The sequence below is a fragment of the Vibrio sp. A1-b2 genome, assembly GCF_021726015.1.
Taxonomy (GTDB): domain Bacteria; phylum Pseudomonadota; class Gammaproteobacteria; order Enterobacterales; family Vibrionaceae; genus Vibrio; species Vibrio diazotrophicus.
Window position 1 is genome coordinate 74,033 of record NZ_JAKKCI010000007.1, and the last position, 16,380, is coordinate 90,412.

The following is a 16,380-nucleotide window of genomic DNA, read 5'->3' on the forward strand; positions in this document are numbered from 1 at the left end:
GATTATTTATCCTCGAAACGTACTACATCATCTTCGTTTAGGTATGAACCGGATTGAATTTCAATCAGTTCTAGTGGGATTTTCCCTGGGTTTTCAATCATGTGGTTCATTCCAACTGGAATATACAATGATTGGTTTTCGGTGATAACTTTCACTGAATTATCAAAAGTTACTTTTGCCGTACCTGACACAACCACCCAGTGTTCAGCTCTATGAAAATGCATCTGTAGTGACTGTTTTTTACCTGGTTCAACCGTAATGCGGTTTACTTTATAGCGGTCACCTTTATCTATCGCATCTGATTTACCCCAAGGGCGATAGCTTTCACGGTGCTCTCTATACTCAGCACGGTTCTCTGCTTTCAAATGCTCGACAATTTTCTTTACTTCTTGCACCTGATTTTTGTCTGCAACTAGCACAGCATCTTTAGTCTCTACTACCACGATATCTTTCAAACCAACAGCAGCGACTAGTTTATTTGGCGCATAGATGTAGCAGTCAGAAGTACCATTTAAAATTGCATCACCTTGACATACATTACCGTGTTCATCTTTATCAGATACATCCCACAAAGCAGACCAAGAACCCACATCACTCCAACCTGCATCCATAGGAACAACAACACCTAGCTTAGTGTGCTCCATTACTGCATAGTCGACGGAATCATCAGGACACTTTAGGAATGCATCGACTCCAACTCGGATAAAGTCAAAGTCATGAGTTATACCTTCCATTGCCAATTCACATTGTCGGTAAATATCTGGCGAATGCTGTTTCAGTTCATTTAGGAAAACCGAGGCTTTAAACATAAAACAGCCGCTGTTCCAATAGTACTCACCACTGGCCAGATACTTTTCGGCGACTTCCATCTGGGGCTTTTCGACAAATGCATTGATTCCATAAGTCCCGGATGTCACTTCTTCCCCACGATGAATATAGCCATATCCTGTTTCAGGAGCTGTAGGAACAATACCAAAAGTAGCGAGCTTACCAGCCTCTGCTTGATGTGCGGCCTGAATAATTGCCGATTGGAATGCTGCTTTATTTTTTACAAAGTGATCGGCAGCTAAAACGAGCAGTATAGGATCATCGCCCTGCTGTATTGCTGTCAAAGCCGATAAAGCTATGGCTGGAGCTGTATTTCTTCCTGCAGGTTCAAGAATAATTCGCGACTTTTTTCCATAACTACGAATTTGTTCAGCAACGATAAAACGGTGATCTTCATTTGAAATAATGATTGGTTCTGCTACTTGCAAGCCATCCAAGCGCTCTATGGTTGATTGAAGCATTGTGAGTGAATGTTGATTGTCTAGTGACAAAAACTGCTTAGGAAAAGCAGAGCGAGAGAGAGGCCAAAGCCTTGAACCGGATCCACCAGCCATGATTACAGGAATAAACATATAATTATCTTTGAGTTATAAACAAATATTGAATTCAATGCTTGGTAGTAGCACCCAATGAAAGCTAGTCGTTTTTATATAATTTTATAACTTTAAAACATTTAGCAATGCTACCGCCCTTAGGTATCGCCCCTAAATGCGTAATTTTTTCTAATGCTCTTTAATGTATGCATTTTTTAGTGCGGAGAGTGTAAACCAAAATCAGTGAAGTTGCGACTGGTAAGCAGGTACTGCTCGCTAACGCTCTCATGAAGCTGGAGACTACTTCACATTGAGCTTCTAGCCTTTGTACTATGTAAAAACATCTTAAAACCGTAGTTTTTATGACTACCGTTTTTACCTTTGCCGTGTATTTTTCTTGTATAGAACTATAGCTTCACAGCACTGTAAAACGACTCTCCGTTGAGATCTTTATCTGCCAGTCTTGGTTGCCCACCTAAATCAAGTGGCCAACTAATCGCTAAATCCGGATCATTCCAGACTATAGAATGCTCAGCATTTGGGTTATAAAAGTCTGTGCATTTATAAACGAACTCAGCCTCTTCGCTCGTGACATAAAAACCGTGCGCAAAGCCTTCTGGGACCCACAATTGCCTTTTATTTTCAGCGGACAAATATTCTCCTACCCACTTCCCACAAGTTGGAGAGTCTTCACGAATATCCACCGCCACATCAAACACTTCACCAGATATAACTCTTACTAACTTTCCTTGAGTGTTTTCTGTTTGGTAATGCAACCCTCTTAAAATTCCTTTTCTCGATTTGGAATGATTATCTTGAACAAAAGACGTCGGCTTGCCAGTTACCATCTCTTCAAACCGCTTTTGATTCCAAGTTTCCATAAAAAAGCCACGTTCGTCACCAAATACGGTAGGTTCAATAATTTTCACGTCTGGAATGTATGTATCAATAACTTTCATCGTGCACTACTTATAAGATTGAATATTTTCTAAAGCTACCATCCAATTACTTGGCTCTATACCAAATTGACGGCCAATTTTGCCACAATCTAGCCGAGAGTTTGCGGGACGCTTTGCTGGTGTTGGGTAGTCAGAAGTTGGAATGGAACCTAGTTGAGGCTGATTTTCTAATACACCTTTCTTTACGGCTAACTCAAAAATCTTCGCTGCAAACCCATACCAGCTTACATAAGGCATGCCAGTGAAATGATATACCCCCCACTCAGGTTGAAGCCCTTGCTCAATAGCTTCAACCATAGTTATCAAGGCTTCAGCAATATCGCCAGCATAAGTTGGCCCTCCGAATTGATCATTCACAATACTAAGATGTTCTCTTGTTTGAGCAAGACGAAGCATAGTCTTAACAAAGTTATTGCCATGTTCGCCAAACACCCAAGCAGTGCGTAAGATAAGATGCTTCTCGCAGCACTGTGCAACTGCCAACTCACCTGCCAATTTAGTTTGGCCATAAACACCTTGAGGAGCCGTTATATCTGTTTCCGCATAAGGTTGCTTACTTTCGCCGTCAAACACATAGTCAGTTGAAATATGAAGCATAACAGCGTTAATTTCTTGTGCTGCAACAGCTAAGTATTGAGGGCCAGTACAGTTAATAGCATTAGAAAGCTCAACCTCTTGTTCAGCTCTATCTACTGCTGTATGCGCCGCGGCATTAATGATGTAATTCGGCTTAAAGTCTGTAACTGTTTTTATTACAGCTTGTTGGTTAGTGATATCTAGCCCTTCGTAGTCTAGGGCTAGAACATTAGCTTTATTTTTCAGGCGCTCAGTAAGGCAATGACCGACTTGCCCATTACATCCTGTGATTAAAATTCTCATTATTGACCTTAGTTATTTAATCAAAGAGTCTAAGTACTGACCATAAGCATTTTTTAACATAGGTTTAGCAATGGCTTTAATTTGCTCATCCGTTAACCAGCCATTTCGCCATGCAATTTCTTCTAAACACGCCACTTTTAAACCTTGTACGTGTTCAATGGTTTGCACAAACGATGACGCTTCATGCAAACTTTCATGCGTACCAGTATCTAACCAAGCAAAACCACGTCCCAATAATTCAACATTCAACGACCCATCGTTAAGGTAAATTTCATTAATGGTGGTAATTTCTAGCTCACCACGAGCAGAAGGTTTAACCTGCTTAGCAAACTCAACAACGCGTTTGTCATAGAAATACAAACCAGTCACAGCGTAGTTGGATTTAGGTTGAACTGGCTTTTCTTCGATAGAGATAGCTTTCATGTCATGGTCGAACTCAACCACACCAAAACGCTCTGGATCTTTAACTTGGTAGCCGAATACTGTTGCACCATTCTCACGCGAAGCTGCACTTTTCAGTGTTTTACTAAAAGACTGACCATAGAAAATGTTGTCACCCAGTACCAAGCATACAGAATCATTACCAATAAATTCTTCACCGATAAGGAATGCTTGTGCTAGCCCGTCTGGGCTTGCTTGAATGGCATATTGCAAATTGATACCAAAATCACAACCATCACCCAAAAGGCGTTTAAAGCTTTCGTTATCTTCTGGAGTTGTAATAATTAAAATATCTTTAATGCCGGCTAACATGAGTGCTGAAAGAGGATAATAAATCATCGGTTTATCATAAACAGGAAGCAGTTGCTTAGAAACGCCGCGTGTGATCGGATATAACCGAGTACCAGAACCACCAGCAAGAATAATTCCTTTCATTGGTTATTCTCCACCACCTAGGCGCTCACGGCTGTATGAACCATCCAATACACGGCTCCACCACTCTTTATTATTGAGATACCACTCAACAGTTTTCCGAATACCTGATTCGAACGTTTCTTGAGGTTTCCACCCCAGTTCACGTTCAATCTTCGCCGCGTCAATGGCATAACGAACATCGTGCCCCGGGCGGTCTTTTACGTAAGTGATTAAATCGAGGTATTGAGCAACACCTTGAGGTTTAGTAGGCACTAACTCTTCCAATAGCGTGCAAATGGTTTTCACCACTTCAATGTTTGCTTTCTCGTTATGGCCGCCGATGTTATAGGTTTCACCGACTTTCCCTTCAGTAACCACTTTGTATAGTGCACGAGCGTGATCTTCCACGAATAGCCAATCACGGATTTGCATACCATCTCCATAAACTGGCAGAAGTTTACCGTCTAGTGCATTAAGGATCATGAGTGGGATAAGTTTTTCTGGAAAATGGAAAGGACCATAGTTGTTTGAGCAATTTGTTACGATCGTTGGCAAACCATAGGTACGCAACCAAGCACGAACTAAGTGATCACTTGATGCTTTTGACGCTGAATAAGGAGAAGAAGGTTCATAAGAGGTTTCTTCGATAAACAAGTCATCCGTCCCTTCTAAGTCACCATACACCTCATCGGTTGAAATATGATGGAAGCGGAAAGCAGACTTCTTATCGCTATCCATTTTGTTCCAGTAGCTACGGGCAGCTTCAAGTAGGATATAAGTACCAACAATATTGGTTTCAATGAACGCAGCAGGACCATCAATAGAACGGTCAACATGAGATTCTGCAGCTAAATGCATCACAGCATCAGGCTTATGAACAGCGAAAACACGGTCTAACGCTAGTCGATCACAAATATCTACTTGTTCAAAAACATAACGATCGTTTCTAGAAATAGAATCCAATGACTCCAAGTTGCCAGCATAAGTTAATTTGTCAACGTTGATTACTGAATCTTGAGTATCGTTAATAATATGTCGGATGACTGCAGAGCCAATAAAGCCAGCCCCACCAGTTACTAATATTTTCATCAAACTCTGCCTATAGCAAAAATATAGCTCGCGCTATCTGGAATGGAATAAATCTAGCCCAGAGTTTAAACCAAGATGTAGCCATGTGCGATAGTACTTATTAGTTTTGTGGAGAGTAACGCCTCTTAAAAGAGCATTCTTACACTCGGACTACGGCACACGAGAACGAACCTAGATCGATCATTTCTAATCAAAAGACCCTACAAGATTTTCTTGGATCCCGTTCAGTCAGGGGTGACGCATGAAACAAGCGTGATATACTGGTTTCATCTTTGGGCAGAGCCCCATAAAGCTAATTTGTATTGAGGATTTATCTATGATCATCGTAACTGGCGGTGCCGGCATGATTGGTAGCAATATCGTTAAAGCACTTAACGACCAAGGTATTAACGACATTCTGGTCGTTGATCATTTAAAAAATGGCCGTAAGTTCCAAAATCTAGTCGATCTGGATATTACCGATTACATGGATCGCGATGATTTCCTGACACAAATTATGGCTGGAGACGATTTCGGTCCTATCGAAGCGATTTTCCATGAAGGAGCCTGTTCTGCCACAACTGAGTGGGACGGTAAATATATGATGCTCAACAACTATGAGTACTCTAAGGAGTTGTTGCATTACTGCTTAGATCGGGAGATCCCTTTCCTTTACGCTTCTTCAGCGGCAACTTATGGTGAAACTGATACTTTTATTGAAGAACCACAATATGAAGGTGCATTAAACGTTTACGGCTATTCAAAGCAACAGTTTGATAATTATGTTCGAAAACTTTTGGCAGATGCGGAAGCACATGGTGAGAAGCTTTCTCAAGTGACGGGTTTCCGCTACTTCAATGTTTATGGCCCTCGTGAACAACACAAAGGTTCAATGGCATCTGTTGCATTTCATTTAAATAATCAAATGAACGCTGGTGAAAACCCTAAATTGTTTGCTGGTAGTGAGCATTTTAAACGCGATTTTGTTTATGTAGGCGACGTTGCAGCAGTAAACCTGTGGTTTATGAAGCATGGTAAGTCAGGTATTTTTAACCTAGGCACAGGGAATGCAGAATCATTCAATGAAGTAGCTAAAGCAGTTATAAAGTTCCATGGTAAAGGTGAAGTGGAAACCATCCCATTCCCCGACCACTTGAAAGGCGCATATCAAGAATTTACACAAGCTGACTTAACAAAACTACGTGCCGTAGGTTGTGACCACCAATTTAAGACTGTGGCTGAAGGTGTGGCTGAGTACATGAGTATTATCAATAAATAACCTTTTTAAAAGCTTGCATCTACCCGGCCTAGGGTAGATGCATTTCAAGATAATTGCAGGCTCGAATTGAGCATTCTACCTCACTCATATTTAAGTTTTTCCATGCCAAAATTGCTTACCAAAATAGAAATAACTTCTCTCTGCTTATTATTTTTCTCTCTTTTTATATCAAAAGCAGGTATCTACATTGGCTTAAGTTTATTGCTGCTAATTCAATTCTATTCCTTCGCTAGTAACAAAAGTTTTAGAGAACTAGTATCTCGGAATCGCCTTTTATGGGGATTTATAGGCTTATTCTGCCTTGGTATTGCTTCAACACTGTCAATGGATGCGAAGGACACTATTACTTACTTTCGTAAAGCGAGCATTTTATTGGTATTTCCCATCCTTTTCTTTCAGCTACGAAAGACCAATAACCTTCAGTGGGCACAAGTAAGCCTTATCGCAGGATTACTGGTCGGACTGGGAAATGCTTTTTATGAATTAGCTCTTGTCTCCGAATGGCATGGACAAAGAATTACCAGTTTTTGGGATGTAGGCCGGTGGGCGGAATGTCTTGGATACAGCTTAGCTATTTTATTACCTTTGATCTTTGAGTACCGCAATAGCGTCACCAAAGGCAAACGCTTATTTTACATAATTTTATCAGTCTGTTGTTTAATAGCATTAGTCATATCCGGAGGTCGAGGGCCTCTTTTAGCTATTACCATCACCAGCACGTTATATCTTCTATTGCGTTCTCCCAAAGCGTTTATCACCATCGCTCTAAGCTTTTCAGCAATTTTTTATGTCGGTAAATCTTTTCCACCAATAGAAGCCGTTCATCAGCGCATCTCCAGCATTGCTGATTTGAATCACAATAATTCGAATAATGCACGACTTGTTATGTGGCAGAATGGTTTTAACTTTGCTAAATACAACTTAGCCAATAAGCCCAGTGAGTTTTTTTTCGGCGTCGGTATTGAACACTTTGAATCTAAGTATCTGCTGTTCTTAGACCAGTCGACAAATGTTAAAAAGATGATCGAACAAGCAAATGGAGAAATTTCGTTTAAGGATTTACACAATACATACTTAGATTTGTCAGTCAAAATCGGGGCAATATACGCTTTAGCCTACATGGTTATTTTAGTGTTGATGCTAAAATTCTTTCTGATGCATAAAGATCATGTAAGTGCATGGGCATACTCCGGTATTTGCTTAGTCATAACGTACGGAATAACCTCTGTCTTCTATACTAGCGGGCTGGAATACCAAACGACCATATTCTTTTCCTTGGTCGCTTTATGCTATGCACGGGTTAATGTGGAACTAAAACAAAATGAATAAATATCAGTACGATGCTTCAGTCATCGTATCATTTTACAATAATGTGGATTCATTGGCTTGTATCATCAAGGCACTAGATAATCAAAAAGAGAACTTTGAGATTATAATTGCCGATGACGGATCACGTGAAGAAAACGTGGCTAAAGTGAAACAACTCATCTCGGACGCTTCAAAGCCTGTCACTCATATATGGCAAAAGGACATCGGATTTAGAAAAAATCGCATATTAAACAAAGCAGTAAGTCATAGTAGTAGCGATTACCTCATTTTTATTGACGGTGATTGCATACCGCAAAGTCACTTTGTTGCCGATCATTTATCCAATAATCAGCCAAACTCAATCCTAAATGGCCGTCGAGTCGACTTAGCAATACAGTTTAAGGAACGTCTTTACACTAGCGCATCCCCTGATAAGTTTTTCAACCGCAATAAATTAAAAATTTTTAGCCTTTATTTACTTGGTCACGGCAAGAATGTGGAGAAAGGGATTCGCATCACCCACCCTTTTTTGCTAAAAAAGCTCAACACAAAGAAAAAAGGTATTGTTGGTTGTAACTTCTCTCTTCATAAAGAAGATTTCTTATCGGTAAATGGCTTTGATAACCGTTACGACATACCAAGTATTGGAGAAGATACTGACATTGAGTATCGTCTAGTCAAGCAGGGTAAGCAGATAAAAAATTTATTCTATCAAGCTATTGTTCTACATGTGATCCACACTGAGCTTCCTCGTTTAGAAAAAGCGGAAGAATTATTCAGACAGACTCGCGAAGGAAATCACATCGTTGCTCTTGATGGTTATCATCAGGCGGGTAGCGTAGACTAGCACTTTATAAAAGACTTGATGAGCACACTATGAATATTTTAATGGCTCTTTCCCAGTTAGAAGTAACAGGGGCAGAAGTGTATGCCACAACAGTTGGAGATGAACTAACCAAACGTGGGCATAATGTTGTCTATGTGAGTGATACTTTAACTAAACCTCATCTTGGGCCATTTTTCTCTTTACGATTCAACAAACGTAGTATTCCTCGCAGGTTCTGGCACGTCGCTTACCTTGTTTATCTAATTAGGAAAAACAATATTCAACTGATTCACGCACATTCCAGAGCTTCCAGTTGGAGTTGTCACATCGCTTGTAAAATCACAGGCACGCCAATGGTCACAACCGTTCACGGTCGACAACCAGTTCACGCCTCGCGCAAAAAATTTCATGCAATGGGCGATAAAACGCTTCCAGTATGCGAAGCAATAAGAGATCAACTCCATAAAGACCTAACCGTACCACTTGATGAAATGGTGATAAGTCGTAATGGCATACAAACATCGTATTTCAAATGGCAGGATGCGCCCGAAAATACTAAACCTATCATCACAATTATTGGGCGTCTAACTGGTCCAAAAGGTGATTTATGCTACAAGCTTCTCCAAGATTGCTTAGACACTGAGAAATACGATGTGCGTGTTATTACAGGTTCAGAAGTGACCGATCGTTTTACTCCGTTCACGTCAAAAGTCACTTTTCCTGGTTATACCAATGATGTTCAACAAGTTATGGCTCAATCCGACTTAGTCATTGGCGCTGGGCGAGTAGCGATGGAAGCTTTATTATGTGGCAGACCTACTTTAGCTATTGGTGAAGCCAGCTGTATTGGACTCGTTGATAGCAACAATATTCATCAGGCTATGGCTACTAACTTTGGCGATATTGGTTCTAAAGACCTTGATATTGATTTCAGCCAAATAGCAGACATTGTTGAAGCGGCTTTAAAGACCAAACATTGTGAAACTGAAGTTAACCAACTTATCCAAGACAACTACGACCTCGCAAAGGTTGTTGATCATCTAGAAGATACTTATCAAACCGTTTATGTTGAGAAGCTCCAGCGTGAAATGCCTGTGATAATGTATCATCGATTTATTCGAGATGAGAGTGAAAAAGGCGTTCATGGTACTTACATGCATGTGGATATGCTTGAGAAACACTTCAAGTTACTAAAGCGAATGGGATTTGAAACTCTGACTTTTAGTGACTTAGCGGATAAAAGACTCATCCATAGACTCGAGTATGGAAAGCGCTACATCATTCTCACTGTCGATGATGGCTATAAAGACAACCACGAACTATTACTGCCACTGCTTAAAAAATATCACTTTAAAGCGGTCATCTATGTTGTGACGGGAGAAAATTTCAATCGCTGGGATGTTGAAGTACCAGAGAATCCAGAGAAGTCCGTTCCACTAATGTCTGCTGAACAACTGAAAGAGCTGCACAGTTCAGGTTTGGTCGAGATAGGTGGCCATACGATGACGCATCCTCGACTGAGCACACTTTCAGAGGCAGAGCAGAGAACACAAATAGAAACTAACAAACAAGAACTAGAAGAACTTCTACAAACTAAGTTATGCTCTTTTGCCTATCCATACGGTGACCATAACCAATGTTCTAAGGATATAGCTCAACAAGCTGGGTATCAATTTGCTGTTGCGACTAATAGCGGTCCATTAGCTATGCATCAAGATAAGTATCAAATTCGCCGTATTGCTATATTCCCGAAGACAGACGTATTTGGTTTATGGCGTAAAATTCGTGGCAATTATACCTTTAGAAAAGTCAAAAAGTAGCAGTTCACTTATTCTCTTTTAATCTGCCACATATATACATTCAATGTGAAAAACACTATGAAAATTCTGATTATTGGTCCTTCTTGGGTTGGTGATATGGTTATGTCACAAAGCCTATACACAACGTTAAGAGAGTTGCACCCTGCGGCACAGATCGATGTGCTCGCTCCTGCTTGGTGTAAACCGATACTTGAGCGCATGCCTGAAGTAAATAAAGCGATAGAAATGCCTATCGGCCACGGCTCTTTTAACCTCTCAGGACGCTGGGCGCTAGGCAGAGAACTAAAACGTCAGAAATATACCCATGCCTTTATACTGCCTAATTCAGCAAAATCGGCGTTAATCCCTTTGTTTACAGGGGTTCCAACTCGCACAGGTTGGAAAGGTGAAATGAGATATGGCCTTATCAATGACCTACGACCAGATAAACGCGTTTTTCAATACATGGTCGAACGCTATGTCGCACTTGCTTATCCTAAACAGACCATGCTTGAACAGGTAAAGCTTGAACACTGTCCGATACCAAAATTGACTGTTGATAAAAATGCTCAGCAACTTACACTTGAAAAACTTTCACTAGATCTAGAACGCCCTGTTGTAGGCTTATGCCCTGGAGCTGAATTTGGCCCAGCTAAACGTTGGCCAGATAAATACTATGCAAAAATTGCTCATCAACTTATAGAAAAAGACCAACAAGTTTGGCTATTTGGTGGAGCAAAAGACAGAGAAGTCACAGATTCTATTCGTCAACAACTGCCGCCTGAGCTTCAACAGTACTGCCAAAACTTAGCAGGCCAAACATCACTCATTGAAGCTGTAGATATGCTAGCGGCGTGCCATACGGTGGTAAGTAACGATTCAGGGCTAATGCACGTATCTGCTGCTGTAGGATGTAATATTGTTGCTGTATATGGTTCTAGCTCTCCTCAATATACACCACCACTATCAAATAACGTTGAAATCGTTCATACAGACATCAGTTGTAGGCCATGCTTTAAGCGTGAATGTCCTTTGCAACATTTAGACTGTTTAAATAAGCTTTCACCTGAAACCGTTATGCGTGCTATTAACAAGTTTCTTTGCTAGTTATATCATGGTCTGCATTAATACTGTAATACGTCAGAATTATTTTTAATAAGGGACATTATGAGTCACTTACCAGTAATGGTTGTTAACCGTTCAGTTAGACTAATCGGCAATATATTCAAAGTATTGTCATACCCATTTCACTTTGTACTACCTAAAGTGCGCTTTACTATCCCAGAATATTCACCAGCCAAACTCAAAAGCTCCAATGATAGCGGTGTCACTAAAGTCATATGGCAAACAAACTACTCCAACCGTAGTACTCTGCCTGTCTATCTGAATTATTTGTTTAATCGCTTAATGTCGTTAAGTTATGACTATCGATACGTTAGTACTGAAGCAAGAGAGGGGTATTTGAAAGAGAATGCTCCAAAAGAAGTCTATGAAGCTTATCTGAAGCTAACAGACGGAGCTGCTCAAGCCGATTTATGGCGTGTGACCACCTTGTATAAAGAAGGTGGTATCTATATGGATATCGATGCGACTCTGGTTTGGCCGTTAAGCAAACTGCTTAACGGAGTAAAAGACGCTTTATACATAAAGATTAAAAACGATACTGAAATTACAAATTACTTCTTAGCGACAGCGCCCAATAATCCGCACTTTAAGAAAGTCATGGATGCAATTGTCAATAACATTGAAAACTATGACCCAAAGAAAGGGGTTTATGGAACCACAGGGCCTAAAGTTTTTAATGATGTTCTTGCCAATGAAGCTATACAATCAAAGCGCCGCCGCTATGTTTGTATTCAGGGCACATTTACCAATGAATACTTTCAATACTTGGATAAACCGAGAGGTAAGTGGACTCATATGAAGTCTGAAGACCTAATTAAGAAATAATCGAGGCTACCGTGCTCATTCGCTATATCTACACTGCTTTGCTTGCTGTTGCGTCACCGTTTCTAATGTGGGGGCTATATAGACACCGAACAGGAAAACCATGTGTAGGAAAACGCTGGAAAGAGCACTTCGGTTTAACGCCTAAATTAGACAACTGCCATGGCCCAATATGGGTTCATGCCGTATCAGTAGGCGAAACTCTCGCAGTTACGCCTCTGATTAAGAAGCTAAAAGCACAATATCCGCACCTAACGATAGTCATCACTACAACGACAGCTACAGGCGCGGAACAAGCCCAAAAGTTAGCAGGAATAGCCGAACATCGCTATATGCCATTCGATTTCCCGTTCGCTATTCGTGGCTTTATAAATGCGATAAAGCCTAGCCAGCTACTCATTATGGAAACTGAGCTCTGGCCCAACACTCTGCATACGGTCGCGAAAGCGAACATTCCTATTACCGTAATTAATGCACGTCTATCAGAACGTTCTTGCCAGCGCTACGCCAAAGTACAGCCAATATTTGACATGTTAGCCAAGAACTTAACTCAAGTTCTGTGCCAATATCCTGATGATGCTGAACGTTTTATTAGGCTGGGTGTAGCAAAAGAAAAAGTCTCTGTAACTGGCTCAGTTAAGTTTGATATTGAAGTTAGTCCAAAAGTGAAAGAAGAAGGCCAAGCCCTACGCAATCAGTTGGGTAATAATCGTCCTGTCTGGATAGCTGCCAGCACACATAACGGCGAAGACGAACAAATATTATCAGCACATCAAGAAGTATTAAAAGATCATCCTAATGCTCTGCTAATGTTGGTTCCACGTCATCCTGAACGGTTTAACGACGTATTTAACCTATCCCAGCACATGTTCAATACTGTTCGAAGAACTGAACAGAGTCATAGACTGTTAGACACCAACATTCAGGTTTATTTGGGCGATACCATGGGGGAGATGTTGGTCTTAATAGAAGCTGCTGATATCTGCTTTATGGGTGGGAGTCTGCTAGGCGATAAAGTTGGAGGGCATAACATGTTGGAGCCAGCTGCGCTCGGAAAGCCCGTTTTAACAGGCCCAAGCTATTATAATTTTTCAGAAATAGTTCAGCTTATGCTTTCTAACAATGCGATAATCATTACTCCCTCAGCAAAGGCAATCTCCACATCTGTTGTAACACTAGTCAATAATAGGAGCCAATTAATTAGACTAGGCTCTCTTAGCTATCAATGCATCCTAAAAAGCAAAGGTGCTATAAAGAATACTATAGAAGCATTTATCCCTTACTATAAATCGGAAATAACATTTTCAACCCAAGAAGATAAGTGATATTTACTAATTATATCTTCAGGTACATCTTCATAATCAGTATAAAAGAAACTTTCCGGTACCGATTCTCCTTCTAATATAAAAATATTGGAAGGGTTATAGAAGTCATAATTAACGATATTTGCATTCGTTGTGATCAACTTTCTCTTATAAGCTAAAGATTCATAAACCCTAAATGACATACCAGTCTGATGACCCTGTAGTAAATCTAAAATTACTTTAGAGTTTTCGATATTTTCCTTAAGTTCATCCCCCAACATAATCGTATTGATTACTTTAACTCGCGTGTCATTTATGTATTTTCTTTTCCTTTCATTATCGATATATAAATAAATATTTGGACAAATATTCGGATTATCATCTAGAAAATTAACTATTTGACTATATCTTTCCCTTGTGAAACTCATAACAGAAAAAATATCATATCGAGCATTTTCTAAACTTATACAGGTAAACCATGACGGATCTAAATAATTGTTTATTTTAACGAAATTATATCGACTACAGTCTTCTCGATCATAACTAAAAACGGCGTCAAATAGATCTATGTTTTGCTTGTTTTTCGGCGATTTTGTTAAACTATCCCATAGAGTTGCAACTAGTTTATGGCAATGTTTTTTCAGAAGTAACAAGTGTTCTCTTTCAAACAAACTTGGCTCTGTCATAATAACCGCATCAAACATCTCTCTATCTATGAAGAAGGAATTGATAGTTCTTGATATTTCTATACAAGTTTGTCGATGTTTATAATTTTCGCCAGAGAATACTTGATAACACTTAGAAAGTAATCGATGTGTTTTATTAAAATAGGAAAAATCAGAAAAATCAGAATGATCTAACAAAGTAACGTTATGACCTTGTCTTCTCATCTCTTTGACAATAGGTGTAGCTAACCCAGCCCAATCCGGACAAATAAATAGTATTCTCATATTTATCTATCAACCATCAATGTCATTTGCAATGAATCTATCTTAAAGTTGCTAATTGAACCACTAGTCTTTATCACCTTAGCTAAAATCGAATTAGGGTTCCAGTTTTTAAAGTTAGTCTTGTCATCACTATAAATAGCGATTTGTGGTTTATTCAGACCAGCTGCTATATGGACAATCGAGGTGTCAACAGTAATGACTAAATCACATAACTCGACCGCGGCTATAGCATCAAATATAGATTCACTTTGGTCAAAATGTACTACGCTGCCTGAAAATACGATTGGCATGGATGCTAGAAGCTCTCTTGTATCGGGAGATGAAAGAATCACAACTGGAAGAGATTTTTTGCTCTGAACTTCCAACAAAATTTCATTAATTTTCTCAGCGCTAAGCTTTCTCTCGTTACCGCTACCAAAAGGGTTTAACAATACAAACTTGTCAATTCCTTTTGCTACTAGAAACTGCTTAACTCGAAGTATCGCTTCATCTTTAACTGGAACTATATATGATTCTTCTGGAGCATCAATTCCAACTAACTTAGCTATATAATCAAACTTCTTAGCATAGTGAGCATGACAAATATCGTTTTGTATATTGATATTAATCAAACCGACTTCAGGGTCTACTCCAACATTAAGCTGTGATTCTAGATGCTTTAACATGTAGATATCTTTCATCTTCATATCTTGATTTAGAGATACCACCATATCGACAGAGCCAATTTGCTGGCAAATATTTCGAATCTCACCATATGAAGGGCGCTTTTTGATATGGACGACTTCATCTACGCCAAAATCGTCTTTAAACATCGAAGACATACCTTTCGAAGTTAAAACCACCTGCCTAATATCTGGACGAAACTTCTTCAACTTTCGAATAAGGCAAGATGATACGATTGCGTCTCCAAGCTTAGCGTCATGACGAATGAACAGAATGCTCTTTACATCAGTAGGATTAAAAGTGGCTTTTTTCTTTGTATCGAACAACCATATCCCCAACTTTCGACGGATAATATCCCTAAAGCGCTGTATTTGGCTAACCACTCTTCTCATCATTATTTGCTCTTGTAACCTATTAAAACGTTGGACATATCGTTTTCTCGATATTGGAGATTTCTTTTACCAACTTCTTTCTCAAACGATCTCTTCAACCGTTCCAAATTGCTTTGCTTCCAACTGTCACCATCTTGTTGAAAACATTTATCAAAATCGATAATCCATACTTTTTCTTGGTCATCGATCAAGATGTTATGAATATTTAAATCGGTATGATTGACTTGCGCATCGTGCATCTTACGGATTTCTTGGCCTATTTTCCGATACATTTCGGCAGGCAAAGCTTGTTCTTGGAGAATAGACACTAAATCACGGGCATTAGGAATGCGCTCACTCAATAAGTCGGCTTGGTAGCAAAAAGTTCGCTTTACCGCTCTTGCCGCTATCGGTTTGGGTACATTGACACCAGTTTTAATGAGCGTGTTCAAAAGTTGGAATTCTTGATAACTGCGCGTTTTTTCCCAGCCCTGAAACCAATAATGATCTTTCACTAATTTACCAAACAGACCACCACGTCGATAATGGCGCAGCGCTGCCGAGCATTTTTCACCATCGACAAACCACGTAGTACCTCGACCCGTTGCGCTCCCCAAGACCTTGTCTCGGCGTTGCCAGAAATCGGCATCAAAACATTGCATTGGATCTTCAGCTAATAACGCTTCGTCAAACCAGATCGTTTGGTTTTTCTCTGTTAGTGTCTTGAACAAAAATCGAAATCCTCACAATTATCAACCAACCTCTCACGCTAACAACGTAAGTGCCTTAGCATTTTACATTTTATAGCGCA

General features: G+C 39.9%; 15 protein-coding genes. 7 read left to right on the forward strand and 8 right to left on the reverse strand.

The window, feature by feature from the left end; genetic code table 11:
• Nucleotides 1–2 precede the first annotated feature (2 nt).
• The 5 genes from L3V23_RS15270 to rfbB form a co-directional block, all read right to left on the reverse strand.
• Nucleotides 3–1,400, reverse strand: a complete 1,398-nt coding sequence (locus L3V23_RS15270; RefSeq protein ID WP_102966423.1) for a mannose-1-phosphate guanylyltransferase/mannose-6-phosphate isomerase — start codon at nucleotides 1,398–1,400, stop codon at nucleotides 3–5.
• Nucleotides 1,401–1,768: 368 nt separating this feature from the next.
• On the reverse strand, nucleotides 1,769–2,320 hold the full coding sequence (gene rfbC, locus L3V23_RS15275) for a dTDP-4-dehydrorhamnose 3,5-epimerase (protein WP_102966424.1): 552 nt from the start codon (nucleotides 2,318–2,320) through the stop codon (nucleotides 1,769–1,771).
• Between the two features lie 6 nt (nucleotides 2,321–2,326).
• Nucleotides 2,327–3,199: a dTDP-4-dehydrorhamnose reductase gene (gene rfbD, locus L3V23_RS15280; protein WP_102966425.1), complete on the reverse strand. Its 873-nt coding sequence runs from the start codon at nucleotides 3,197–3,199 to the stop codon at nucleotides 2,327–2,329.
• A gap of 12 nt (nucleotides 3,200–3,211) precedes the next feature.
• On the reverse strand, nucleotides 3,212–4,075 hold the full coding sequence (rfbA, locus tag L3V23_RS15285; RefSeq protein WP_102966426.1) for a glucose-1-phosphate thymidylyltransferase RfbA: 864 nt from the start codon (nucleotides 4,073–4,075) through the stop codon (nucleotides 3,212–3,214).
• A gap of 3 nt (nucleotides 4,076–4,078) precedes the next feature.
• Complete coding sequence (gene rfbB / locus L3V23_RS15290) at nucleotides 4,079–5,143, reverse strand: dTDP-glucose 4,6-dehydratase (protein ID WP_102966427.1); 1,065 nt, start codon at nucleotides 5,141–5,143, stop codon at nucleotides 4,079–4,081.
• 316 nt (nucleotides 5,144–5,459) lie between these two features.
• On the opposite strand from rfbB, the gene rfaD reads away from it, so the two are divergent.
• The 7 genes from rfaD to waaA all read left to right on the forward strand — a co-directional run bounded on the left by rfaD (nucleotide 5,460) and on the right by waaA (nucleotide 13,606).
• The gene (gene rfaD, locus L3V23_RS15295) at nucleotides 5,460–6,401 is read left to right on the forward strand and encodes an ADP-glyceromanno-heptose 6-epimerase (RefSeq protein WP_102966428.1); all 942 of its coding nucleotides are present in this window, start codon (nucleotides 5,460–5,462) and stop codon (nucleotides 6,399–6,401) included.
• A gap of 102 nt (nucleotides 6,402–6,503) precedes the next feature.
• Nucleotides 6,504–7,730, forward strand: coding sequence for an O-antigen ligase family protein (locus L3V23_RS15300; protein ID WP_102966429.1), 1,227 nt, complete (start codon nucleotides 6,504–6,506; stop codon nucleotides 7,728–7,730).
• Nucleotides 7,723–8,556 carry a glycosyltransferase gene (locus tag L3V23_RS15305; RefSeq protein WP_102966430.1) on the forward strand — a complete coding sequence of 278 codons (834 nt, stop codon included), beginning with the start codon at nucleotides 7,723–7,725 and terminating at the stop codon, nucleotides 8,554–8,556. The genes L3V23_RS15300 and L3V23_RS15305 overlap by 8 nt, the downstream gene beginning before the upstream one ends.
• Nucleotides 8,557–8,585: 29 nt before the next feature.
• Nucleotides 8,586–10,355, forward strand: coding sequence for a polysaccharide deacetylase family protein (locus L3V23_RS15310; protein WP_102966431.1), 1,770 nt, complete (start codon nucleotides 8,586–8,588; stop codon nucleotides 10,353–10,355).
• Between the two features lie 57 nt (nucleotides 10,356–10,412).
• Nucleotides 10,413–11,441 carry a lipopolysaccharide heptosyltransferase II gene (waaF, locus tag L3V23_RS15315; protein ID WP_102966432.1) on the forward strand — a complete coding sequence of 343 codons (1,029 nt, stop codon included), beginning with the start codon at nucleotides 10,413–10,415 and terminating at the stop codon, nucleotides 11,439–11,441.
• Nucleotides 11,442–11,501: 60 nt separating this feature from the next.
• Nucleotides 11,502–12,284, forward strand: a complete 783-nt coding sequence (locus L3V23_RS15320) for a glycosyltransferase (protein ID WP_102966433.1) — start codon at nucleotides 11,502–11,504, stop codon at nucleotides 12,282–12,284.
• Nucleotides 12,285–12,295: 11 nt separating this feature from the next.
• Entirely contained in the window at nucleotides 12,296–13,606 is a 1,311-nt protein-coding gene (waaA, locus tag L3V23_RS15325) for a lipid IV(A) 3-deoxy-D-manno-octulosonic acid transferase (protein WP_102966434.1), read from the forward strand.
• Here waaA and L3V23_RS15330 read toward each other — a convergent pair.
• The 3 genes from L3V23_RS15330 to L3V23_RS15340 are packed head-to-tail and all read right to left on the reverse strand — an operon-like array spanning nucleotide 13,564 to nucleotide 16,300.
• Entirely contained in the window at nucleotides 13,564–14,535 is a 972-nt protein-coding gene (locus tag L3V23_RS15330; protein ID WP_102966435.1) for a hypothetical protein, read from the reverse strand. The genes waaA and L3V23_RS15330 overlap by 43 nt on opposite strands.
• Before the next feature lie 2 nt (nucleotides 14,536–14,537).
• A complete protein-coding gene (locus L3V23_RS15335; protein WP_180980322.1) occupies nucleotides 14,538–15,593 on the reverse strand; it encodes a glycosyltransferase family 9 protein in 1,056 nt (351 codons plus the stop codon).
• Entirely contained in the window at nucleotides 15,593–16,300 is a 708-nt protein-coding gene (locus L3V23_RS15340; RefSeq protein WP_102966436.1) for a 3-deoxy-D-manno-octulosonic acid kinase, read from the reverse strand. Before L3V23_RS15340 ends, L3V23_RS15335 begins: the two co-directional genes overlap by 1 nt.
• Nucleotides 16,301–16,380: the final 80 nt, after the last annotated feature.

Coding starts and splice junctions, on each gene's coding strand:
- L3V23_RS15270 (WP_102966423.1), bottom strand. CDS start 1,400: ATGTTTATTCCTGTAATCATGGCTGGTGGATCCGGTTCAAGGCTTTGG.
- rfbC (WP_102966424.1), bottom strand. CDS start 2,320: ATGAAAGTTATTGATACATACATTCCAGACGTGAAAATTATTGAACCT.
- rfbD (WP_102966425.1), bottom strand. CDS start 3,199: ATGAGAATTTTAATCACAGGATGTAATGGGCAAGTCGGTCATTGCCTT.
- rfbA (WP_102966426.1), bottom strand. CDS start 4,075: ATGAAAGGAATTATTCTTGCTGGTGGTTCTGGTACTCGGTTATATCCG.
- rfbB (WP_102966427.1), bottom strand. CDS start 5,143: ATGAAAATATTAGTAACTGGTGGGGCTGGCTTTATTGGCTCTGCAGTC.
- rfaD (WP_102966428.1), top strand. CDS start 5,460: ATGATCATCGTAACTGGCGGTGCCGGCATGATTGGTAGCAATATCGTT.
- L3V23_RS15300 (WP_102966429.1), top strand. CDS start 6,504: ATGCCAAAATTGCTTACCAAAATAGAAATAACTTCTCTCTGCTTATTA.
- L3V23_RS15305 (WP_102966430.1), top strand. CDS start 7,723: ATGAATAAATATCAGTACGATGCTTCAGTCATCGTATCATTTTACAAT.
- L3V23_RS15310 (WP_102966431.1), top strand. CDS start 8,586: ATGAATATTTTAATGGCTCTTTCCCAGTTAGAAGTAACAGGGGCAGAA.
- waaF (WP_102966432.1), top strand. CDS start 10,413: ATGAAAATTCTGATTATTGGTCCTTCTTGGGTTGGTGATATGGTTATG.
- L3V23_RS15320 (WP_102966433.1), top strand. CDS start 11,502: ATGAGTCACTTACCAGTAATGGTTGTTAACCGTTCAGTTAGACTAATC.
- L3V23_RS15330 (WP_102966435.1), bottom strand. CDS start 14,535: ATGAGAATACTATTTATTTGTCCGGATTGGGCTGGGTTAGCTACACCT.
- L3V23_RS15335 (WP_180980322.1), bottom strand. CDS start 15,593: ATGATGAGAAGAGTGGTTAGCCAAATACAGCGCTTTAGGGATATTATC.